This window comes from Thermobacillus composti KWC4, assembly GCF_000227705.2.
GTDB classification, from domain to species: Bacteria; Bacillota; Bacilli; order Paenibacillales; family Paenibacillaceae; genus Thermobacillus; species Thermobacillus xylanilyticus.
On sequence record NC_019897.1, the window covers coordinates 1,755,340 to 1,776,673 of the forward strand.

The window sequence follows — 21,334 nt, forward strand, 5'->3', positions numbered from 1 at the left end:
GCCGTCACACCCCCGCCGCCGCTAGCTGCGGCCGGACCGCTCGCAGCCTGCGCAGCCGGTTGCCGTCCCGGTCGAAGAAGTACAACCGCTCGAAAGGCACGACGGCCAGGGCGAAGTCGCCGCCGACATACGGGTTCAGAAACGACTTCACGAAGAACGATCCGGCTTCGCAGCGCAGCTTGTACACCTGCTCGGCGCCGAGGCTTTCCCGGGTTGCGATTTGGCCTGCGATCACCAGGCCTTCCCGCGTAAGTTCCGCCGTCTCGGGCGAGAGCAAGGCGTGTTCGGGGCGAAAGCCCACGAATTCGGCGTGCCCCTCCCCTTCCGTCCGGAGGCCCGGCAGGCGGGACGCAGGCAGCACGTTCATCGGCGGCGTGCCGATGAACTGGGCGGTGAACAGGTTGTCCGGATCTTCGTAGAGTACCATCGGCGGGGCAGCTTGCATCACCTCGCCCTTGTTCATCACGACGATCCGGTCGCCCATCGACATCGCTTCCACCTGGTCGTGCGTGACGTAGACGAATGTGGTGCCCAGCCGCTTGTGCAGCTCGATCAGCTCGGTGCGCATCTGGCCGCGCAGCTTCGCGTCCAGATTCGAGAGGGGCTCGTCGAGAATGAACACCTTCGGATTTTTCACCATCGCGCGTGCGAGGGCGACGCGCTGCCGCTGTCCGCCGGACAGGCTCTGCGGCTTCTTGTCGAGGTACGGCGTCAGGCCGGCGATCTCGCAGATGTCGCGTATGAGCCGTTCGCGCTCCCGCTTGGGCACCCCGCGGTTCTTCAGGCCGAATTCAATGTTGCCGCGGACGGTCATGTTCGGATAGAGCGCGTAATTCTGGAACACCATCGCCACGTCGCGCTTGCCGGGTTCCGTGTCATTGACGAGCTCTCCGTCAATCCGGATGTCGCCGGACGTCTGCCGCTCGAGTCCGGCGATCATGCGCAGCGTCGTCGATTTGCCGCAGCCCGACGGGCCGACCAGCACCGTGAACGAGCCTTCGCGGATCGTCAGATTCAGATTCGGAATGACGGTCTCCCCTTTGAATCGCTTCACGACGTCGATCAGTTCGATGCGGGCCATGGTCTCCTCCTTGTCATTTCGCGAGCAGTTTGTCCGCTTTCGCGGCTGCTTCGTCCATCGCTTCCTGCGGCGACACTTTCGGATCGAGAATCGCTTTCTCGATGGCGTTCTTGATGAGCATCACGATCTCCGGATACGCGTTTTCCATCGGCCGCGGATTGGCGTACGCGAGCTGGTCGACCGCGACTTTGTATTGCGGATATTCGGCGAAATGCGCCTTCAGCTCGTCGGTTTCGAGCGCCGACAGCCGGGTCGGCAGATAGCCGACATGCTTGTGCTGGTAGATCGTGCTTTCCGTCGTCGTCATGAATTTGATGAATTCCCACGCCGCTTCCTTCTCTTCATCCGTCAGCTTCGACGTGATGACGAGCTGGCAGCCGCCCGTCGGGACGCCGTAGTCGCGGTTCGCCGGCATGAAGGACGTCGACATCTCGAAGCCGTTGCCTTCCGCGATCTCGATGGCGGCCGACACGCCAGCCGTCGAAGCGAAGCGCAGGGCCGAGATCTGGTTCGCCCAGTCTTTGTCCGCCGCGGCGCCCGCATCGTCGCCGACCGGAATCTTGATCAGGCCTTCTTCGGCGAGACGCTTCCAGAACGCGACCGGTTCGACGCCTTCGGGCGAGTCGAATAGCGCCTTCTTGCCGTCTTCGGACAGAATCCGGCCGCCGCTCTGGAAGACGAGCGCTTCATAGAACCAGATGTCGACCGGCACGGTCATGGCGTACTTGCCTTTCTCCTTCAGCACGCGGGCATATTGCTCCAATTCCTCCCAGTTGCGCGGTCCTTCGGGATCGAGCCCGGCTTCCTTCAGCATCGTCACGTTCTTGTACATGATCGGCGTGCTGCGCATGAACGGCAGGCCGTACAGTTTGCCGTCGACATAGGCGTTGCCCATCAGCCCCGGATTGAAATCGTCGAGCTTGAGCGCTTCCGCATCCCTCTCCGCGTACGGGGTCAGTTCAAGCAGCATGCCGGAACGGGCGAACATTCCGGTCGACGCGATCTCGAGGTCGGTGACCGCGGGCGCGTTGCCCGCCGCGAACGCCGCCTGCACCTTGGCGTGCAGGTCATCGTAATTGCCCTGATGTTCGGCGATCACTTCGATCCGGTCCTGCGACTCGTTGAACCTGCGAACCAGCTCCTGCTTCGCTTCCTCGATCTTGTCGCCGAACGCGTACCAATAGCGGATGACGATCTTGTCCTTGTCGTTATCCGCGGCGCCTCCTTGGCTTTTAGCTCCGGAAGCCTGCGTACCGCCGGCGCTGCCTTCTCCGCTTCCGCCGCCGCCGCAGGCCGCGAGCACAACCGTCATCGAAACCGCCAGCAAGACGGCCATCCATCTCCGGTTCATTTCTCCACTCTCCCATCCGGGTCATCATGTCCTTCCGCTCAAATGCTCGGAGCCGGCGCGATCCCGACGCGGGCCGTCCGGTCCGCCTCACCGCCGCGGGCGTCTTCGCGGGGCGCGAAATGCGGCATGTACCGATGCAGAAACTGCGCATCCGCGATGAGCGAATCGTCATCGAGATCGACCGCGTCGATGCGGATCTCGTCCGCTTCCACCGTGACAAGCCGGAACGAAGGCACATCGAGACAGGCGGCGAGCTGCACGAACGTCCAGTTGTCTTCCCGGACGATCGACTCGGCGTGCGTATGCCCGTTGAAATAGACACCGACGCCGCGCTTCATGCCGAGGATGGCGCGGATGTCGATCTCGGGCACAATGGAGCCTTTCGGTTCCGTCGACCTCGCCGTCGTATTGTAAACCGGGTGATGCGCGAACACGAGCAGCGGCCTTGTGCCGGACGCCCGGACGACCGATTCCAGCCACGCGAGCTGCGCTTCATCAACATGGCCGCTCCAGTCCCGCCGATCCTGTTCCCGAGCCGTATCGAGGAACGCGAGCACGGCCTCGCCGGTCTCGACCGCGTGGTAGCGCTGACCGCCGTTTGCGCGCAATACGAAATCGCGCGGCATGGCGTACAGGTCGTGATTGCCGAGCACATGGACGAACCGCCTGTCCCTCCGGCGAATCAGGCCGAACACGCCTTCCAGCTCAGCCGGCGTGCCGAAATTCGTCAGGTCGCCGAGCGAGATGTGCCAGTCGGCTTCGATGTCCAGAAACTTCCCGAGCAGCGAACCGTAGAACCGGTCCCGCGCGTCGCGCCAGCCGGGGATCGACCCGTCGACGTTGTGATAATGCAGATCGCCCATCAGCACCAGTCGCATGTTTTCCTCTCCTCCCGCTTGATTGGTCATATCCGGATATGCCCTATCGTAACGGGGAAATGTCGCCGCAGCGTCAACCGGATGAGAAGATTTTGTAAAGGCGAAAAAAAACGGCCGATCGGAAGGAATCCCGATCAGCCGTCGTGTGTGTCCAGCCGTTTTCGGTTCAACGCGGCTTGATGAACATCTGGGTCCAGTAGTGGCCGTAGCTGCCGCCCGACGCGTAGCCAACGCCGATCTCGGTGTAGCTTGCGCTCAGAATGTTGCTGCGGTGACCCGGGCTGTTCATCCAGCTGTTCATGACCGCCTGTGCGGTTTTCTGGCCCGCTGCGATATTCTCGGCGGCGGCGCTGTAGCGGATGCCGAACGCCTTCATCATATCGAACGGACTGCCGTAAGTCGGCGAATTGTGGGAGAAATATCTTCTGTCCCGCATGTCCTCGCTCTTGTAACGGGCGACGCGCGACAGTTCCCAGTTCAGCTTGAGCGGCTTCAGCCCGTTCTTGGCCCGCTGCTGGTTGACGAGCTCGACGACCTGCGCCTCAATCGACTTGACGCCGCTCAGAAGCGGCACGGTCACCTTGTCCCCGGGGTAGATCCAGTGCGAATCCTTGATCTGCGGGTTTGCGGCGATGATTTCGCTCAGGCCGACCTGATAGTTCAGCGAGATGATCCACAGGGTGTCTCCCGGCTTGACCGTGTAAACGTCGGTGTCCGCAGGCTGTGCATGGACGGCGGCCGGCGCGGCGGCCAAGGCGCCAAGCGCGGTCAGGACGATGGACAGCACCGATGCGATCAGTCTTTTCATCATGGAAAAACGCTCCTTGCAGTCGCAGTTTTTCCATATGGTGCCGCAGATCGGTGCGAATTATGCTTCAAAGACGAAGGCCGCTCCCCCGCGGGAACGGCCCGATTGCACGTTATATGGCGATTCCGGTTGTTCCGGCGCCGGCCGACCGCGCAGGCTGCCGGCGCAGGGCGGGAACGCGCAGCCAGGTGCAGATGCGCCACACCCATTCAAACGGCCCCATCCGGTACCGCTTCAGCCACCAGACGCTCCAGACCGTCTGCAGGGCGAGCAGCACCGCAGACCAGAGGAGCGTGGCCCAAAGCGGCAATTCGCCCGCCTCGATCCGCAGCGCCTGCACCAGCGCCGCCGTGAGGATCGTCTGGGTCAGGTAGTTGGTGAACGCCATCCGGCCGACGGCGGCCAGCGGCCGGAACCGTTCGGCGCGTTCCCCGCCCGTAAGACGCATCAGCGTCGCGACATAGAAGACGGCCAGCGCCTTGCCGCTAAGGAACACATACAAGTAGTGCTTATCAAATTGATACACCGGATCATGCGCATAGTCCCATGCCATCGGCGCGGCGGCCAGCAGTCCGACGGCCAGCGCCGTCCATTGGACGCTGGCGATCCTGCGGGCGCTTGCGGCGCCGGGCCGGAACCAGCCGCGCCTGCCGGCATACAAGCCGAGCAGGAACAGGCCCAGCACTTCCAGACCGTAGATCGGCAGGTTCATCGCGTTTTCCGTGTACAAAAATCTGAGCCGTTCGGCCATGTCTGGCAAACCGGCTGCGAATGTCGGATCCAGGCTCCGGTCGGCGGGGATGGCCAGCATCGTCAATCCGAGCAGCACGTGAATGAAGACGGCGACGCCGAGCAGCGACCACGCCCAACCCGCCACCGTCGTGTCCGTCCTGCGGATGAACGGAAGCAGGAAGAAGCCGAGCAGCGCGTAAGTCAGCAGGATATCGCCGAACCAGAGCAGGATCGCATGCGCGGCGCCGAACAACAGGAGCGCGCCGAAGCGTCGGGCGGCCGCCGGTCCGGGCGCAAGCCCGCGGCGCTGCGCCGATTGCAGAAACAGATGGAACGATACGCCGAACAGAAAAGCGAAAATCGTGTAAAATTTCGACTGCACGAACATGTCGTACAGCACCCGGATCAGCGCGTCGCTTCCTTCGAAGCCGGAGCGGAAATAGACGCCGTTGCCAGCCATTTCGGGCACGTTGACGAGACAGATGCCGAATACGGCAAAACCGCGGATGATGTCAATGAGTTCGATTCGTTCGGATGAATGGCGTTCGTTCAACGACCGGTACTCCTTCCATTGCAGCGATTCTTCGTTTGCCATATCGACATCATACATTTATTCCCATCGTTTCCGCAAGCAGTTCGTACGATCTCAGGCGGGCGTCAAAATCATGCAGCATCGTCAGCACGATCAGCTCGTCCGCCCCGTATTCCCGGCAGAACCGTTCGATATCGCGTCTCACTTTGTCCGGTCCGCCCACGATCATGCGCGTCCGGTTGGCCCGTATGCGCTCCCGATCTTCCTCGCTGTACGGATAGGCATCCGCCTCCTCGGGCGTCAAATACGGCCGCGCGAATTCGCCTTTGTCGATGAGCAGCATGCGCAGATCGACCGGCGCAGCCAGCTGCTCCGCCTCCTCGTCCGTCTCGGCGCAGATCACGACCGTGCAGACGGCGGTCCTTGGCTTGTCGCCGAGCGGGCCCGGGCGGAAGCGGTCGCGGTAGTTCCGGATGGCGTCATGGCCGGGAATGCCTTTGAAGAAATGGGCGTATGCGAACGATGCGCCAAGCTGCGATGCCAGCTCCGCGCTCTGCGTTCCCGAACCGAGCAGCCAGATTTCCGGTACGGTCGGTATCGACGGGCGCGCCCGGACGCCGGCATACGGATGATCCGCGGGCAGATCGTCCCGCAGAAAACCGGCCAGGTCGATCAGCCGCCGCTCGAACGTCGCATCGCTGCCGGCGCCGTATTGAAGCGCGGCCGCGGAGGGCGGCTTGCCGCCGGACGAGCGGCCGATGCCGAGGTCGACCCTGCCGGGAAACATCGCCTCCAGCACGCGGAATTGTTCCGCGATCTTGTACGGACTGTAATGCTGCAGCAGCACCGCCGCCGATCCGACGCGGATGCGCCGGGTTCGCGCCAGCACGGCGGCCATCACGATTTCCGGCGCGCTTCCGGCCAGCCCGTCCGTATCGTGATGTTCCGACACCCAGAACCGGGCATAACCGAGCCTGTCCGCCGCCTCCGCCAATGCGAGGGTATTCCGCATCGCTTCGTAAGGCGTCATGCCGGAGACGAGGGCCGATTGGAAGAAGCAGGCTGTCAACCGGCGAATTTCATCCGCCTGCCCCGCCTGCCTCATCCAATCCGTTATTGAAGGACATCCATCATCCAGCCGAACGGATCTTCAATGCGCCCGTACTGGATGCCGGTGAGCGTCTCGTACAGCTTCGACGCGAGCGGTCCGATCTCCCCGCCGTTCACCGCAAGCTTACGGCCGCCCAGGACCAGTTCGCCGATCGGCGAGATGACCGCCGCGGTCCCCGTGCCGAACGCCTCCTCAAGCCGTCCGTCCCGATGCGCTTCCTCGATCTCGTCGATCGAGATTCGGCGTTCCTCCGCTTTCACGCCCCATTGCTGCAGCAGCCGAAGCACTGAATTCCGCGTGATGCCGTCGAGGATGCTTCCGCCTAGCTCCGGTGTGACGACGGTGCCGTCAACTTTGAAGAAAACATTCATGCTGCCGACTTCTTCGACATACCGCCGGTGGACGCCGTCGAGCCACAGCACCTGGGAGCTGCCGTACTTTTTGGCCTCTTGCTGCGCCCGGAGGCTGGCGGCGTAGTTGCCGCCGGTCTTCGCATCGCCGACGCCGCCGGGCACGGCGCGGACGTCACGCGTCTCGACCATGATGCTGACGGGCTTCAGGCCTTCCGCATAATAGGCGCCGACCGGCGACATGATGATCAGAAACAGATATGTGGACGACGGCGCAACCCCGACATGCGGTTCCGTGGCAATGATGAACGGCCGGATGTAGAGCGATGTGCCCGCCTCGCCCGGCACCCAGCCGCTGTCTGTCTCGACCAGCTTCCGGATTGCTTCCAGCGCGAGTTGTTCGTCGACGGGCGGAATGCTGAGGCGGACGCACGAACGGTTCAGCCGCTTGATGTTCATCTCCGGCCGGAACAGCCGGATGCGCCCGTCCGCCGAACGGAACGCTTTCAGACCTTCGAACACGGTCTGGGCGTAGTGCAACACCATCGCCGACGGATCGAGGGCAATCGGCTGGTACGGCACGATGCGCGGACTGTGCCAGCCGCGTCCTTCCTCGTAATCCATAACGAACATGTGGTCCGTGAAATGTCTGCCGAAGCCGAGCCGGTCGGCCGGCGGTTTCGGCTTCGCTTCACGCGCCGGGATCAGCTCGATGACGGGCATGGTGCCGCTTCTCATCTTTCCATCCGCTCCTTTTGAGAGGGGCAAACGCTTACAATGCCTGCATGCCGGCTCTGCCCCGCAATTCTTATTGTCATCTTATCAACGATTCGACTATATTGAAAATATCGGTTTTGTCGATTTTGCATACCGATTAGGTATGGTTAATGGAGAGGATCCGGATGGATATTCGCCAGCTTCGCTATTTCCTGGCCGTCGCGGAAGAAGGCCAAGTCACGCGTGCCGCAAGGAAACTGAACATGGAACAGCCGCCGCTCAGCCGGCAGCTCCGCATGATGGAGGAAGAGCTCGGCGTCGACCTGTTCGACCGTTCCGGCAGGCGGATGACGCTGACGCCGGCCGGCGAACGGCTGCGCAGCCGGGCTGAACAGCTGCTGCGCTTGTTCGGGGAAATCGTGACGGAAGTGAAGGAACTTCACGAAGGCATTACCGGCACGCTTTCGATCGGCGCCGTCGTATCCTGCGTCTCCCTGCTGCCGCCGCGCATCAAGCAATTCCGGGAAACTTACCCCGGCGTCACCTTCAAAATAACGGAAGGCGATCACGAACTGCTCGGCGACCGCCTGTCCAGGCGCGCCGTCGAACTCGTCGTCGCCCGCCTCCCCTTCGAAGCGCCGGATGTGGATCACGGCTACGAAATTTTGCCCCTTCCTTCCGAACCGTTCGAAGCCGTCATTCCGGAAGACTGGCTGCCCCATCCCGCCCCCGGCGGGATCCGGATGCGCGAACTTGCCGAATGGCCGTTCCTGACGCTGCGTACCGACCGTACGAAAGCGATGCACGAGCGCATTGTCTCCGAATGCCGGAGGCACGGATTCGAACCGCGCATCATCGCCGAATGTTCGAGCGTGGCCGTCATTTCCTCGCTGCTGTCGGTCGGCCTCGGCGTCGCGCTGCTGCCGCGGTCCGTGCTTGCGGCCTTTCCGCCGGCGGGTACGAAGACGATCCGGCTTGCCGATTCGTCGCTTTCGTCCGAGGTCGGCATTCTCTGGCTGAAAGACCGCTATCTCTCCCGCAGCGCCCGCCTGTTCATCGACAGCTTCCGCGAAGGGGGTTAAGGCTCAGTCCCGGATCGCCGATCGGTGTTTGAGCAGCGTGATCGAACGAGGCGGAAAAACATACCCGCCGTCCGCGTCATACCGCGCATCCGTCTTCACCGAACATGTTACCTGATCATCCAGGCCGAATCCGTTCACCGTCTCCCACGAGGGGCAGGTCAATTCAATCGCCTCGGCGATTTCCGGAACATCCGCTCCGGTGAACGATACGACCGCCTTTGCGGGCCGCGACGGATCGCGGTTGACGACGGCAAGCACGATCTCTTCCCGACCGTCGTGATACGTTGCGGACACGTCCAGACACGGAACGGCGGACGGCTTTCCTTCCCCGTCCGTCAACATCGCGGACTCCGTTTCGCAAGACAGCTTCCAGTTTCTGCTGTGTTCCCGGTACAATTTCAGCGGATGATAGATCGTCTGAAGGAATGAACCGTGCTCGTTCGTGAAGATCGGCGCCAGAATGTTGACCATCTGTGCGAATGTCGCCATTGTAACCGCGTCGCTTTGACGCAAAGGATGAATGGCGTTCTGCTTCTTCGTCACGTCCACACGGATGCGGGATGGCATGCGGCACACTCCTTGGCTTCAGATGGTGATGCTCCACCCGCCCATCATAACAGAAAAACCGGCCGGACATCGAGTCCGGCCGGCACGGTTTGGCTCATGCAGTCCCGGTTCAATGGAATTGCACGTCGATCCGTCTGCGTTGGTCGCCCTTCATTTTCGGCATATGAATCTCGAGGATGCCGTTGCGATAGGAAGCGGAGATTCCTTCCGAAGCGACGGGCACGGGCAGCGACACCGAGCGCGTGAACTTGCCGACGAACCGTTCGCGGCGATGATACTGCTCCTCTTTGACTTGCTCCGACGCTTTCAGCCTGCCGGAGATCGTCAACGTCTGCTGATCGACCGAGATTTCAACATCCTCCCTGCTCTCAAGCCCCGGCACCTCGCATTGGGCAACAAGCTCGTTCTCCGTTTCATAGAGATCGATTCGGCCATAGCCCGCACTTTCCAGGAACCGTCCGGCAAACGGCCAGTCATCGAAGAATCGGTCCACATTTCTGCGCAGCGCGTCAATCTGGCGAATCGGATCATACGGAATGAGCGGCACCGCTATCACTCCTTTTGATGTGGAATCAGAATGGATTTGCGGTTAATTTGTCCCGTTGCTGCCCGGAATATGCATGCGCATAACGGACAATCCGTCATTCATACACATGTGGTTCAGAGGGCAAATTACGACAATACAAGGAGGGAACCACATGTTCAAACGAATAGACAGACTCGCCATCGAACTTCCGGTTCCGGCACACCCGGATCCGAACGGGGCAAGCGCGGTCCAGGAATTGCTCGGAGGCAAGTTCGGCGAAATGTCGACGCTGAACAATTACCTATACCAATCGTTCAATTTTCGCGGAAAATCGAAGCTGCGTCCGTTCTACGACCTGGTGGCGAGCATCACGGCGGAGGAATTCGGCCATGTGGAACTGGTGGCGAACACAATCAACCTGATGCTGACCGGCACGACGCGGCCGGGCGATCCGGACACGACGCCGCTCGGTTCGGCCAAAGATTTGCGCATGGCGATCCATTTCATTGAAGGCGCCCAATCCTCGCTGCCCGTCGATTCGATGGGTCGGCCGTGGAACGGCACCCACGTCGTCTCCAGCGGCAACCTGATCTTCGACCTGATCCACAACTACTATCTGGAAATCGGCGCCCGCACGCACAAAATGCGGGTGTACGAAATGACCGACCATCCGACGGCCCGCGCGATGATCGGCTATCTGCTCGTGCGCGGCGGTGTTCACATCCTGGCTTATGCGAAGGCGATCTCGATGATCACCGGCGTCGATGTGACCAAAATTCTCCCCGTTCCGCGGCTGGACAACAAGGCGTTCGACGCGGCCCGGCCCTGGGAAGAGCGCGGCGAGCACCGCCGGCTCTATACGTTCAGCGACAACGACTATCAGCAGATCGCCAGGATCTGGCGCGGAACGCATCCGATCGACGGAGGTCGGCTGGAGGCGTTCTCCGGCGTTCCGGGCTACGGCGGCCCCGTTCCCGATCTCGGGGAATTGCCGGAAGAATTCGCGCCCGGCATCACGCCCGAAGATCTGCAGGAGATCGCAAGGCGGCTGTCGCAGGAGGCCGGGATGTAACGGAAGGCCCGGTCAGCGCGCCTTGTCTTCCTCCCGGCCGCCGAGGGCAATCTGGATGATCGCCAGCACGCCCGTCTCGACGATGGCGGCGAGCAGCGCGATGGAAAGCCAGTTGTCCGTGCCGAGGAAATAATACAGCAGCAGGTGGAACACAAGGAGCACGGCGAAAGCGGCAGCGAGGTTGATGCGGGCCATCCATCTGAGCATGGGGGCATTCCTCCTTGATACACGCTCATTGTGTCCCTGCCGCATCCAAATTATACCTTCACCGGAAACGGCAAAAATCCCGCGGTCCATCCGCGGGATTTCAACGTTCATATTCGATCTCACTTTCCGGCCAGCGTCTCCGTCAGCACCGGCACGATCTGCGATTTGCGCGAGACGACGCCCTTCAGCACGGCCCGGTTGTTCTCCAGCTTGACGCCGTAAGCCTGCTCAACGGCTGACGCCTGCTTGCCGAGCGCGATGCCGACCGAATCGTTGTTCAGAATGTCCGTCACGACGAACAGGAACAGGTCAAGGCCCTTGGCGTCGATGATCGCGCGGATCTTGTCCTCCGCTTCGGCCTGGCGCGACAGCACGTCGTTGACGTCGACGGCATTGACCTGCGCGATCTCGACCTTCGCGCTGCCCATCTGGAATTCCTTCGCGTCGAGCGACAGCAGTTCGTCGATCGTCTTCTTGCTCAGATCGGCGCCGGCCTTCAGCATGGCGAGCCCGTACTCTTCCGCGTTCACTCCGGCGATTTCCGCCAGTTCGCGGGCGGCCGCCACGTCTTCCGGCGTGCAGGTCGGCGACTTGAACAGCAGCGAGTCGGAAATGATAGCCGACAGCATCAGGCCGGCGATTCGCGGCTCGACGGACACGCCGTTCTCCTTGTACAGCTTGTTCAGGATCGTCGCCGTGCAGCCGACCGGTTCCGCGCGATAGTAGAGCGGACCGGCCGTCTCGAAGTTGGCGATCCGGTGATGGTCGATGACCTCCGCAACGCGCACCTGGTCGATGTCCGCGGCGCTCTGCTGCCGTTCGTTGTGGTCGACGAGGATGACCGTTTTCGTCTCATCGGCCACCTTCTCGACGAGCCGCGGCGCTTCCGTCTTGAAATAATCCAGCGCATACTGCGTCTCCGCGTTCACGGCGCCGAGGCGCACCGCTTCGACCTGCTGTCCCAGCTTCTTCTTCAGTTCGGCGTATGCGATGGCCGAGCAGATCGAGTCGGTATCCGGATTGCGATGCCCGAATATGAGTACCTTATCCATGTTTCCTGCTCCTTATTGTAGGATTTTGCCTCCGTAAGTATAACGCACCCGGACGTGCAGCCGCAAGCGTGTTCGACAGCGCCGCCGCGGTGTAGTATCGTAAGAAATAACACCATAACTGTCCCGGAGGTGCCCGCATGGAATGCCGCGTCGGCTGCGCAGCCTGCTGCATCGTCATCTCCATCTCGTCACCCATTCCCGGCATGCCCCACGGCAAGCCGGCCGGCGTTCCCTGCATTCACCTGACCACCGATCGGCGCTGCGCGCTGTTCGGGCATCCCGGGCGGCCGGAGGTGTGCCGCGCCTTCACGCCTTCCGAAGAGCACTGCGGCCGGACGAACGAAGAAGCGTTCCGGCTGCTGGAGGCGCTCGAGCAGGCGACGCGTCCCTCCGGCAAGTAGACCGGAAGCAGGCATTGGAAACCGCATTACGGAACGGAGCGATGGGATCATGATCAAACTCGGCATACTGGATCAGTCGCAGGTCGGCGAAGGCAAGACGGCAGCGGAAGCGCTCAGGGAGACGACAAGGCTCGCCGTCGAGGCGGAACGGATGGGCTACAGCAGGTTCTGGATGTCGGAACATCACGGCAGCCGGTCGCTGGCCCATTCCAGCCCGGAAATCATGATTGCGCATGTGGCGGCGGCCACGCGCTCGATCCGGGTCGGCTCGGGAGGCGTCATGCTGCCCCATTACAGCGCCTATAAAGTGGCGGAAAACTTTCGCCTGCTCGAAGCGCTCCATCCGGGCCGGATCGACCTCGGCCTGGGTCGCGCGCCCGGCGGACGGCCGCTGTCCACGCGCGCGCTCCATGAGGGCAAGACGTATCATTACGACCAGTATCCGCAGCAGGTGCTCGACCTGATCGACTATTTCCAGGAGACGACGGAGGATCACCGCTTTCCCGGCCTCTTCGCCTCCCCGTCGGTCGACACGCATCCCGAGATTTGGCTGCTGGGCTCCAGCGACGAGAGCGCGCGCATCGCCGCGCAGCTCGGCACCGCGTACGGGTTCGCCCAGTTTTTCGGCACGCCGGGCGGCGCGGAGGCGATCCGCTGGTACAAAGAACATTTCCGGCCGCAGCGGCTCGGTTCCGAACCGAGGGCGCTGGCGGCGGTGCTCGCGATCTGCGCCGAGACGGAGGAAGAAGCGAATGACCTGGCGCTCAGCACCGACCTTTACTTCCTCGGCATCGAGCGGGGGTTCGAACTGCCTTATCTGCCCACCGTCGAAACGGCTCGGAATTATCCGTACACCGAGTTCGACCTGGAGCTGATTCGCCGCGCCAGAAGCCGGCGCATCATCGGAACGCCCGGGCAGGTACGCGAGGCGCTGGAACGGCTCGCGGAGGAGTATGCGGCGGACGAACTGCTGATTGTCAGCCCGATCCATGATTTCGCCAAGCGCCTCGCCTCCTTCCGTCTCATCGCGGAAGCGTTCGGACTGGCCGCGAAGGCCTGAGCGCGGAACGGAATGCCGTCGGCGGCGACAGGAATTTCAATTCATGATGTTGAAGATTAACTCCATAAAACATTAACTTCATGAAATGGATGAACGCGATGACCACCATGCTCCACTTCATCATTAATCCCGCCGCCGGCAACGGGAAATCGCTGCGCGTCTGGAGGCGGATCCGGCCGCTGCTGGAACGAAGCGGCGTCCGGCATGCCGTCCATCTGACGGCATTGCCCGGGGAAACCGCCGAAATCTGCCGGCAGTTGGCGGAAAACAGCGTCGCGGTTCGGGACGATCGGCCGTTTCGCGACATCGTCGTCGTGGTCGGCGGCGACGGGACGCTGCGGGAAGCCTCGCTCGGTCTGCTCAAGGCCTGTCCCGATGCTGAGGCCGCCCGCCTGCCGGCGCTCTCGTTCATTCCGGCCGGCTCCGGCAACGATTTTGCGCGCGGCCACGGCATTCCGTTAAATCCCATGAAAGCGCTGTCCAACCTGCTGGATGCGCTGCGCGAAGGCCGAAGCCGTCGCATTGATATCATTCGGTCCCAGGGCGGCGGAGCGGCGCTCAGCTCATACGGCGCGGGACTCGACGCGGCGGTGGCTGCCGCCGTCAACCGTTCCCCGCTCAAGCGGCTGCTCGGCCGGGTTCGGCTCGGCCGTCTCGCCTACGTGTTGCTGCTCGTCCGGGTACTCGCCGCCTATCGGCCTGTCGATGCGGTGCTTGAGGTGGACGGCAAGCGGCATCCTTTGACAGCCGTCTGGCTTGCATCCGTATCGAACATTCCGTCCTACGGCGGCGGCATGCGGATCAACCCGGATGCTTCGCCCGATGACGGCCTGCTCGATGTCTGCGTCGTGCAGGGCATCACCCGGATGAAACTGATCACGGCTTTTCCCCGCGTATACTCGGGTAGCCATACATCCATCGCCGGCGTCTCGTTCTTCCGCGGCCGGCGCATCCGGCTCGAATCGTCGTCGCCGCTCTCCGTCCATGCCGACGGCGAAGAAGTCGGCGCTGCGCCGTTCGACATTCACGCCCACCGAAGCGCGGTCGAAATCATCGTCTGACATGCCATAACGAAAGCCAGGCTCCGGCACAACCGGCCGCCTGGCTTTTCCTTTTGCTTCCTATTAAATAGCCGCTTGGATTACAGCTTGACCGTGCGGCCGGTCGCCTGCGACTCGAACGCCGCGAGGATGACGTTCAGCGACTTCAGCCCTTCTTCGCCGGAAATGCGCGGCGGCGTGTTCGTTACGAGGCAGTTCACGAACTCGTCGATGATGCCGCTCGTCGTCTGCTTCTCGTTCGTCGCGATTTCGCCGACGTTGTAGCGCTGCGTCGTGCCGTCCCGCAGTTCGACGATCACCTGGTCAACCGGGTCGGTGCCGATCTTCATGACGCCGTTCTCGCACCAGAGCACCGTGCTGTTGTCTTCGCCGCGATAATACGTCCAGCTTGCGACGAGCGTGCCGATGGCGCCGCTCTTCATGCGCAGGATGCACGTCGCGTTGTCGTCCACCTCGGTGCCTTCTTTGTGCAGCGTCGAAATGAACGCCGACACCTCGGCCACTTCGTCGCCGAGCAGATGCCGGATCAGGTCCGACTTGTGCACGCCGAGGTCGCCCATGGCGCCCATGATCGCCTGCGGCTTGTCGAAGAACCAGCTGTTGCGGCCGTCGACACTCCAACCTTCCGGACCCGGATGGCCGAAGGACGTGCGGAATGTCAGCACCTTGCCGAGGACGCCGGATTCGAGAATTTCCTTCGCCTTGACATGCGGCGGCATCAGGCGCTGGTTGTGGGCGACCATCAGGAAGACGTTGTTCTTGCGCGCGGCTTCGATCATCGCCTCGCCTTCTTCTTTGCTGCCCGCCATCGGCTTTTCGACGAGCACGTGGGCGCCGGCTTCAGCCGCAGCGATCGACGCGGGCGCGTGCAAATGGTTGGGCAGGCAGATGCTGACCGCGTCCGGCTTCTCGGCCGCAAGCAGCTCCTTGTAATCCGCGTAAGCCCGCGCGCCGTATTTCTGCGCGTATTCCTGGGCCCGTTCAATGACGATGTCACAGAAGGCCACGAGCTCGACGTTCTCGTTCGCGGCGTATTCGGGGATGTGACGATGTTTGGCAATCGATCCGCAGCCGATGACTGCGACCTTGATTTTGGACATGTCCGACACTCCTTGTTCCTGCTGGATTGCAACCGATATCATCTTAACGTTTTTCCGCCTGTCAGGCTAGCGGCGATCTTGTCTTATATGCTTACGATTTTGTCATGACCGCTTCCCTTATGCAACTCATCGTCCCCGCCCTCCCCCCTTCGGCCGCCTCAATGGACTCCAGTTCGCAAAGCTGCCTCCTGCGAAGAATGGTCCCGTTCCGCGAAGGGAATAATGGCTGTGTCCCGAGGAAAATTGAAGGAATGGCGCGAATCGCGGCACGATTTGTTGCATATTTCTCAGATTTCTTGTCGCTCATACAGAAAATATCAAATACGTCCACTTCATGGTCAAGATTGTCTCCTTGACGCTTATAACCGGTTATGTAACATTGGTGGTGTAACCGCTATCGCAGCCCATTCGCACGGAAGGTGGGGATACATGAGACTGAGAGAGAAAATCGTCTTCCTGACCGAAGCCGACAGTTCCGCGGGGACAGCCATCTTTCGCCGGCTGGCCGCCGAAGGCGCATCGTTCATTCTGAACAGCGCGTCAGACGGCGCCGCGATCCGGGAGGAGCTGGACCGCATCCGCGCAACCGGCTGCAAGGTGATGTTGGTGAACATCGACCTGTGCAGCAGAGACGACTTGGATCGCACGCTCGAGGCCGCGTCGCGCGAGATCGGCGAAGTGGACATTCTGGTGCACAACAACGACCTGACCGAACCGGGAACGATTGAACATGGCAGCGAGGACTGGTTCCGGCGTCTGATCCATTACAACGCCAAATCAGCCTTCATCTGCACCCAGGCGGTCGGCGGACGAATGGCCGGACGGCGCCGCGGCAAGATCGTCTTCGTCAGCTCGATCCATGCCGAGAAGCCGACCGGATCGTCGTTTCCGTACAGCGCCTCGAAAGGCGCGGTGAAGATGTTGACGCGCGAAGCCGCGCTGCGGCTCGGCCGAAGCGGCGTCTCGGTCAATTCGATCGAGTTCGGCCCCGTGGAAGGCGATGACGAACGTTTCCGGAGCGATCTGTCGCTGCTGTACGAGCATTACCGCTACAAAGTGCCGAACGCGGTGCTCGGCACCCACGACGATCTGGCCGAAACGGTTCTATTCCTCGCCTCTGACGATTCCCGTTACATCAACGGTGCGGACATCCGTGTGGATGGCGGATTTCTGATGCATTATCTTGACGGCAAAATGAAACGGACGGCCGAATGACCGTCTGATTCGCCGCAATCCATTTTCCAGACGAGAAGGAGCAACGGATTTATGGCCAATAAGAAAGAAACCTACGAAAGCACACTTGCCCACGTCAACACATTCTCCAGCCCGTCGGAACTGCGCATTACGGACATCCGGTTCGCGGACATCGTCGGCGCGCCGATGCATTGCAGCCTGATCAAAGTGTACACGAACCAGGGCCTCGTCGGCTTCGGGGAAGTGCGCGACGGCGCGGACAAAGTGTACGCCCAAATGCTCAAACCCCGCCTGCTCGGCGAAAATCCGTGCAACATCGACAAGCTGTTCCGCCGCATCAAGCAGTTCGGCGGCCATGCGCGCCAGGGCGGCGGCGTCAGCGGCATCGAGATCGCGCTGTGGGACCTCGCCGGCAAAGCGTACGGCATCCCGATCTACCAGATGCTCGGCGGCAAGTTCCGCGATAAGATCCGGATGTACTGCGACACCGACGTTGAAGGCAAAGACACCGGCACCGCCATGGGCAAAGCGCTCAAGAAGCGGATGGAGAAAGGGTTCACCTTCCTCAAGATGGACCTTGGCATCGGCCAGATCATCGATGAGCCGGGCACGCTGAGCGCGCCGCTCGGATTCCTCGAGGAATGGCGCGCCGCGAACCGCGAATATTGGCAAGCGCGCCGCAACCCGAACGTTTCGGTCGAAGAGCTGCGCAGGCTGAAAAACCGTCAATACGAATACAACAATATCGCCCATCCGTTCACGGGCATCCATGTGACCGAGAAAGGACTCGACATGCTCGAGCAGTACGTGGCGGAAGTGCGGGCCGAGATCGGCTATGAAGTCCCGCTCGCAATCGACCACTTCGGCCATATCGGCGTCGAGGACTGCATCAAGCTCGGCCGGCGGATCGACAAGTACAACCTGGCCTGGATGGAAGACATGATTCCGTGGCAGTACACGAATCAATGGAAGCGTCTGGCGTCCGCCGTCTCCACCCCGCTCTGCACGGGCGAAGACATTTATCTGAAGGAAAACTTCAAGCCGCTGCTCGAATCCGGCGCCGTCTCGATCATCCACCCGGACGTCCTGACGACGGGCGGCATTCTCGAGACGAAGAAGATCGGCGACATGGCGCAGGACTACGGCGTTGCCATGGCGATCCACATGGCGGAAAGCCCGGTCGCCTGCCTCGCGGCCGTGCATGTCGCCGCCGCCACGGAGAACTTCCTGGCGCTGGAGTTCCACTCGGTCGACGTGCCTTGGTGGGACGACATCATCATCGCGCCGAAGCTGCCGAAGCCGCTCGTGCAGAACGGTTTCATCCATGTACCGGATGCGCCGGGCCTCGGCATCGAAGAGCTGAACGACGAAGTCATCGCCCAGCATCTGCATCCGGAAGTGCCGGGCCTGTGGGAACCGACCGACGAATGGAACCATTATGTCGGCAACGACCGGCTCTGGAGCTGACCGCCTGAAAGGGGCCGTAACGGAATCCGGGAGCGGCCCCTTCCCTATTGAGCTTAGTCGCCGCTGCGGCGGCATGGTTCAACGGCTGTACCGACTACGAATACGGAGAGGTGCCAACCGTCATGAAATTCGACAATCCCGAAGACATCATTCAGCTTACCCCGCTGTGGAAAGGCGAGCGTTTCCCGAACGGCCGCCCGAAAGTGCCGGACAACATCCTCGAGCGGATGCGCAAAATTACGCTTGAGGAAGCCTGGGCGCCGCTCTGGATGAACGGCTACAAATTCCAGTTCGAAGGCGACTTCAAAATCGTCCACCCGGACAAGATCATGGTCGGCCGCGCGGTGACGGCCGTCATGGTGCCGCTGCGTCCCGACCTGCATGAGACGCTGCTGAATTACGGCCACGAGCAGGAAGGCCGGCGCGGCTTCTTCAATCAATGGGTCATCGACCAGCTTGTCGAGGACGACGTCGTCGTCGTCGACATGTTCGACAAAGTATTCCAGGGCACCTACATCGGCGGCAACCTCGGCACCGCCATCGCGACGCGGACAAAACGCGGCGGCGCGGTCATCTGGGGCGGCATCCGCGACCTGCAGCAGGTCGTCAACATCGAAGGCATCAATGTCTACTACCGCGGCATCGACCCGACTCCGATCGGCGATGTCACGATGGTCGGCATGAACGTGCCGACGCGGATCGGCAAGGCGATCTGCATGCCGGGCGACGTCGTCGTCGGCACGCCGGCCGGCGTCATCTTCGTGCCGCCGCACCTGGCCGAGGAGACGGTCGTCCGCGCCGAGAAATCGCAGGTGCGCGACATTTTCGGCTTCGTCCGGCTGCGCGAGAAGGTGTACACGACCGCGCAGATCGACTCCGAATGGTCGTTCGAAATGTGGGAAGATTTCATGCGCTGGTTCGAAAGCGACCCGGCTGCCGCCGAATACCGCCATCTGAACTGGGACAAGGAGCTGGAGCAAGCGCGCGCCCGCCGCGACGAAGGGCCGTCCAGCAGCGTGCGCATGTAACCCCCGAACACCCCGCATATCACCAAGAAAGGCATGCCTCAAGGCATGCCTTTTCTGATGGATGCGAGCGGATCAGAATTACCACGCGTATGCTTCCGGCGCCGAGCCGCCAGGACCCGGGAAAATCTCGTCGATTTCGCGCAGCACATCCTCCGTCAGCTCCAGCTCGACGACGCGCAGCGCGCTGTTCAATTGCTCGACCGTCCGCGGCCCGATGATCGGCGCGGTCATCGCGGGATGCGCCAGCGTCCAGGCAAGCGCCACCACCGCTTCGGATTCGCCGAGCTCGCGGCACAGCTTCGAGAACCGTTCGAGCTGCGGGCGCAGCTTCTCGATCTTGTCCATATGGTTCGCGGAGCGCGAGCCTTGCGGCGGATTGAAATTGCCGGCGAGCACGCCGCCGTCGAGCGGGCTCCACGCGATGACGCCGATGCCGTACTCCTGCGCGGCCGGCAGCACCTCAAGCTCCGGCAGACGGCACAGCAGGCTGTATTTGTGCTGCTCCGACACGAGGCCGAGGAAACCGCGCTTCTGCGCCTCGTACTGCGCCTTGACGAGGTCGCGGGCCGCGAAGTTGCTCGCCCCGACATAGCCGATCTTGCCCTGCAAGATCGCCGTCTCGAACGCGCCGTACAGTTCGTCCCATGTGACATTGCGGTCGACGTGGTGCATTTGGTACAGCTCGATGTGGTCCGTCCGGAGCCGGCGGAGAGAGTCCTCGAGATGGCGGCGGATTTTGTAGGCCGACAGCCCGCGCTCGTCGTTCGGGTTGTTCGGCTCCTCCATGCTCTGGTACACCTTCGTCGCCAGCACGACGCGTTCGCGCCTGCCGCCGCCTTGCGCGAACCAGCGGCCGATGATTTCCTCGGTCACGCCCCGGTTTCCGGGACCGCCGTACACGTTCGCGGTATCGAAGAAGTTGATGCCGGCATCGAGCGCCGCGTCCATGATGCGGAATGCTTCCTTCTCGTCCGTCGTCGGTCCGAAATTCATCGTCCCGAGACAGAGTCGGCTCACTTTCAGCCCGGATTTGCCAAGGGTGGTGTACTTCATGTCATCCTTCCTCCTTGCAGTATATATTCCATGTCCGTGTTCCCGCCCCGCCGGAAACAGGATGGAACCGGACACGTTTCCATGCTTTACCCTGCCCTGATGTTTTGATATGCTGGGTCAGGACTTGCTATAACGACTTCAATTGCAAATCATCCGGAGGGAATTGCGCTTGCAGAAACTCGTCTTCTTCGTAGGTGTCGCCGGTACCGGCAAGACGACCATCGCCCGCAAGCTGGCTGAACGGATGCCGGCGGCGTTTCTGGACCGCGATACGGTGGGCGGCCGTTTCGTCGAGCATGCGCTCGTGCAGAACGGCCTGGACCCGAATGACCGCGATTCCGAATACTACAAAAGACATCTTCGCGACCTCGAGTACGATACAACGCGCGACATCTGCATTGACAATCTGGCAGCCGGCCAGAACGTCTTCATGATCTCCCCTTTTACATCCGAACTGATAAATCCGGACTGGATCGAGGATGTCCTCCGTTCCGCCGGGAAGACGCGCGCCGAGGTCGATGTGAAGATCATCGTCGTTACGCTGGAGAACATGGAGATGCAGAAGGAACGAATCATCGCCCGCCGGACGGAGCGCGACCGCTGGAAGCTGGACCATTGGGAAGCGTTCGCGGCGCGGGCCAGGTTCGTGCCCGACATCCGCTGGGATCTGCCCGACGGAGCCGTCAAAATCTTCGACAACAGCCCGCCGCTCACCGAAGAGCGGGTTGATGAGCTGTACCGGTTCATCCGGGCTTGACCGGAATCGACAAGCTGCCGCGCCGATCGCGGCGGCTTGTCATTTTTTTCGCGCTTCACCATGAGAAAATTCTAACGCGAATTTCATAATGCGCATCCATCCCTCCTTGACCGGGAATTGCCTTTTTCATGGCCGCGAAAGGCTTTC

Annotated in this window: 22 protein-coding genes; 9 read left to right on the forward strand and 13 right to left on the reverse strand. The window is 61.7% G+C overall.

Going from position 1 to position 21,334, the window contains the following annotated elements; genetic code table 11:
- Nucleotides 1–4: 4 nt before the first annotated feature.
- The 7 genes from THECO_RS08145 to THECO_RS08175 all read right to left on the reverse strand — a co-directional run bounded on the left by THECO_RS08145 (nt 5) and on the right by THECO_RS08175 (nt 7,581).
- Nucleotides 5–1,081 (reverse strand): ABC transporter ATP-binding protein, encoded by a 1,077-nt coding sequence (locus THECO_RS08145; protein ID WP_015254554.1) that lies wholly within the window; start codon nt 1,079–1,081, stop codon nt 5–7.
- Nucleotides 1,082–1,094: 13 nt separating this feature from the next.
- Nucleotides 1,095–2,432, reverse strand: coding sequence for an ABC transporter substrate-binding protein (locus THECO_RS08150; protein WP_015254555.1), 1,338 nt, complete (start codon nt 2,430–2,432; stop codon nt 1,095–1,097).
- Between the two features lie 38 nt (nt 2,433–2,470).
- The gene (locus THECO_RS08155) at nt 2,471–3,310 is read right to left on the reverse strand and encodes a metallophosphoesterase family protein (RefSeq protein ID WP_015254556.1); all 840 of its coding nucleotides are present in this window, start codon (nt 3,308–3,310) and stop codon (nt 2,471–2,473) included.
- A gap of 166 nt (nt 3,311–3,476) precedes the next feature.
- Nucleotides 3,477–4,121: a CAP domain-containing protein gene (locus THECO_RS08160; RefSeq protein ID WP_015254557.1), complete on the reverse strand. Its 645-nt coding sequence runs from the start codon at nt 4,119–4,121 to the stop codon at nt 3,477–3,479.
- Nucleotides 4,122–4,230: 109 nt separating this feature from the next.
- Nucleotides 4,231–5,403, reverse strand: coding sequence for a DUF418 domain-containing protein (locus THECO_RS08165; protein WP_041854318.1), 1,173 nt, complete (start codon nt 5,401–5,403; stop codon nt 4,231–4,233).
- A 49-nt stretch (nt 5,404–5,452) separates the two neighbouring features.
- The gene (locus THECO_RS08170; protein WP_015254559.1) at nt 5,453–6,487 is read right to left on the reverse strand and encodes an LLM class flavin-dependent oxidoreductase; all 1,035 of its coding nucleotides are present in this window, start codon (nt 6,485–6,487) and stop codon (nt 5,453–5,455) included.
- 8 nt (nt 6,488–6,495) lie between these two features.
- A complete protein-coding gene (locus THECO_RS08175; RefSeq protein ID WP_015254560.1) occupies nt 6,496–7,581 on the reverse strand; it encodes a branched-chain amino acid aminotransferase in 1,086 nt (361 codons plus the stop codon).
- Nucleotides 7,582–7,745: 164 nt separating this feature from the next.
- On the opposite strand from THECO_RS08175, the gene THECO_RS08180 reads away from it, so the two are divergent.
- Nucleotides 7,746–8,642 carry a LysR family transcriptional regulator gene (locus THECO_RS08180; RefSeq protein WP_015254561.1) on the forward strand — a complete coding sequence of 299 codons (897 nt, stop codon included), beginning with the start codon at nt 7,746–7,748 and terminating at the stop codon, nt 8,640–8,642.
- Nucleotides 8,643–8,645: 3 nt separating this feature from the next.
- On the opposite strand, the gene THECO_RS08185 is transcribed toward THECO_RS08180, so the two are convergent.
- Together THECO_RS08185 and THECO_RS08190 are read right to left on the reverse strand one after the other, a co-directional pair.
- Nucleotides 8,646–9,209, reverse strand: coding sequence for an alpha-L-arabinofuranosidase C-terminal domain-containing protein (locus tag THECO_RS08185; RefSeq protein WP_041853856.1), 564 nt, complete (start codon nt 9,207–9,209; stop codon nt 8,646–8,648).
- 109 nt (nt 9,210–9,318) lie between these two features.
- Nucleotides 9,319–9,756, reverse strand: a complete 438-nt coding sequence (locus THECO_RS08190) for an Hsp20/alpha crystallin family protein (protein ID WP_015254562.1) — start codon at nt 9,754–9,756, stop codon at nt 9,319–9,321.
- Between the two features lie 151 nt (nt 9,757–9,907).
- Between THECO_RS08190 and THECO_RS08195 the strand changes: the two genes are divergently transcribed.
- Nucleotides 9,908–10,807: a manganese catalase family protein gene (locus tag THECO_RS08195; protein ID WP_015254563.1), complete on the forward strand. Its 900-nt coding sequence runs from the start codon at nt 9,908–9,910 to the stop codon at nt 10,805–10,807.
- 12 nt (nt 10,808–10,819) lie between these two features.
- On the opposite strand, the gene THECO_RS08200 is transcribed toward THECO_RS08195, so the two are convergent.
- Both THECO_RS08200 and THECO_RS08205 read right to left on the reverse strand, forming a co-directional pair.
- Complete coding sequence (locus THECO_RS08200) at nt 10,820–11,014, reverse strand: hypothetical protein (protein ID WP_015254564.1); 195 nt, start codon at nt 11,012–11,014, stop codon at nt 10,820–10,822.
- A 119-nt stretch (nt 11,015–11,133) separates the two neighbouring features.
- Complete coding sequence (locus THECO_RS08205) at nt 11,134–12,066, reverse strand: manganese-dependent inorganic pyrophosphatase (protein WP_015254565.1); 933 nt, start codon at nt 12,064–12,066, stop codon at nt 11,134–11,136.
- A 137-nt stretch (nt 12,067–12,203) separates the two neighbouring features.
- Between THECO_RS08205 and THECO_RS08210 the strand changes: the two genes are divergently transcribed.
- The 3 genes from THECO_RS08210 (at nt 12,204) to THECO_RS08220 (ending at nt 14,588) form a co-directional block, all read left to right on the forward strand.
- Entirely contained in the window at nt 12,204–12,467 is a 264-nt protein-coding gene (locus tag THECO_RS08210; RefSeq protein WP_015254566.1) for a zinc/iron-chelating domain-containing protein, read from the forward strand.
- A gap of 49 nt (nt 12,468–12,516) precedes the next feature.
- Entirely contained in the window at nt 12,517–13,527 is a 1,011-nt protein-coding gene (locus THECO_RS08215) for an LLM class flavin-dependent oxidoreductase (protein WP_015254567.1), read from the forward strand.
- A gap of 98 nt (nt 13,528–13,625) precedes the next feature.
- Nucleotides 13,626–14,588 carry a diacylglycerol/lipid kinase family protein gene (locus THECO_RS08220; protein WP_015254568.1) on the forward strand — a complete coding sequence of 321 codons (963 nt, stop codon included), beginning with the start codon at nt 13,626–13,628 and terminating at the stop codon, nt 14,586–14,588.
- A gap of 80 nt (nt 14,589–14,668) precedes the next feature.
- Here the strand turns inward: THECO_RS08220 and THECO_RS08225 are convergent, their stop codons facing one another.
- On the reverse strand, nt 14,669–15,688 hold the full coding sequence (locus THECO_RS08225; RefSeq protein WP_015254569.1) for a Gfo/Idh/MocA family protein: 1,020 nt from the start codon (nt 15,686–15,688) through the stop codon (nt 14,669–14,671).
- A gap of 429 nt (nt 15,689–16,117) precedes the next feature.
- Here THECO_RS08225 and THECO_RS08230 point away from each other — a divergent pair, with 429 nt between their 5' ends.
- The 3 genes from THECO_RS08230 (at nt 16,118) to THECO_RS08240 (ending at nt 19,377) form a co-directional block, all read left to right on the forward strand.
- Complete coding sequence (locus THECO_RS08230) at nt 16,118–16,903, forward strand: SDR family NAD(P)-dependent oxidoreductase (protein ID WP_015254570.1); 786 nt, start codon at nt 16,118–16,120, stop codon at nt 16,901–16,903.
- A 51-nt stretch (nt 16,904–16,954) separates the two neighbouring features.
- Nucleotides 16,955–18,349 carry a mandelate racemase/muconate lactonizing enzyme family protein gene (locus THECO_RS08235; RefSeq protein WP_015254571.1) on the forward strand — a complete coding sequence of 465 codons (1,395 nt, stop codon included), beginning with the start codon at nt 16,955–16,957 and terminating at the stop codon, nt 18,347–18,349.
- Between the two features lie 122 nt (nt 18,350–18,471).
- On the forward strand, nt 18,472–19,377 hold the full coding sequence (locus THECO_RS08240; protein WP_015254572.1) for an RraA family protein: 906 nt from the start codon (nt 18,472–18,474) through the stop codon (nt 19,375–19,377).
- Nucleotides 19,378–19,455: 78 nt separating this feature from the next.
- Here THECO_RS08240 and THECO_RS08245 read toward each other — a convergent pair whose 3' ends face one another.
- On the reverse strand, nt 19,456–20,430 hold the full coding sequence (locus tag THECO_RS08245) for an aldo/keto reductase (protein ID WP_015254573.1): 975 nt from the start codon (nt 20,428–20,430) through the stop codon (nt 19,456–19,458).
- A gap of 169 nt (nt 20,431–20,599) precedes the next feature.
- Here THECO_RS08245 and THECO_RS08250 point away from each other — a divergent pair, with 169 nt between their 5' ends.
- On the forward strand, nt 20,600–21,187 hold the full coding sequence (locus tag THECO_RS08250) for an AAA family ATPase (protein WP_015254574.1): 588 nt from the start codon (nt 20,600–20,602) through the stop codon (nt 21,185–21,187).
- The last annotated feature ends 147 nt before the right edge of the window (nt 21,188–21,334 follow it).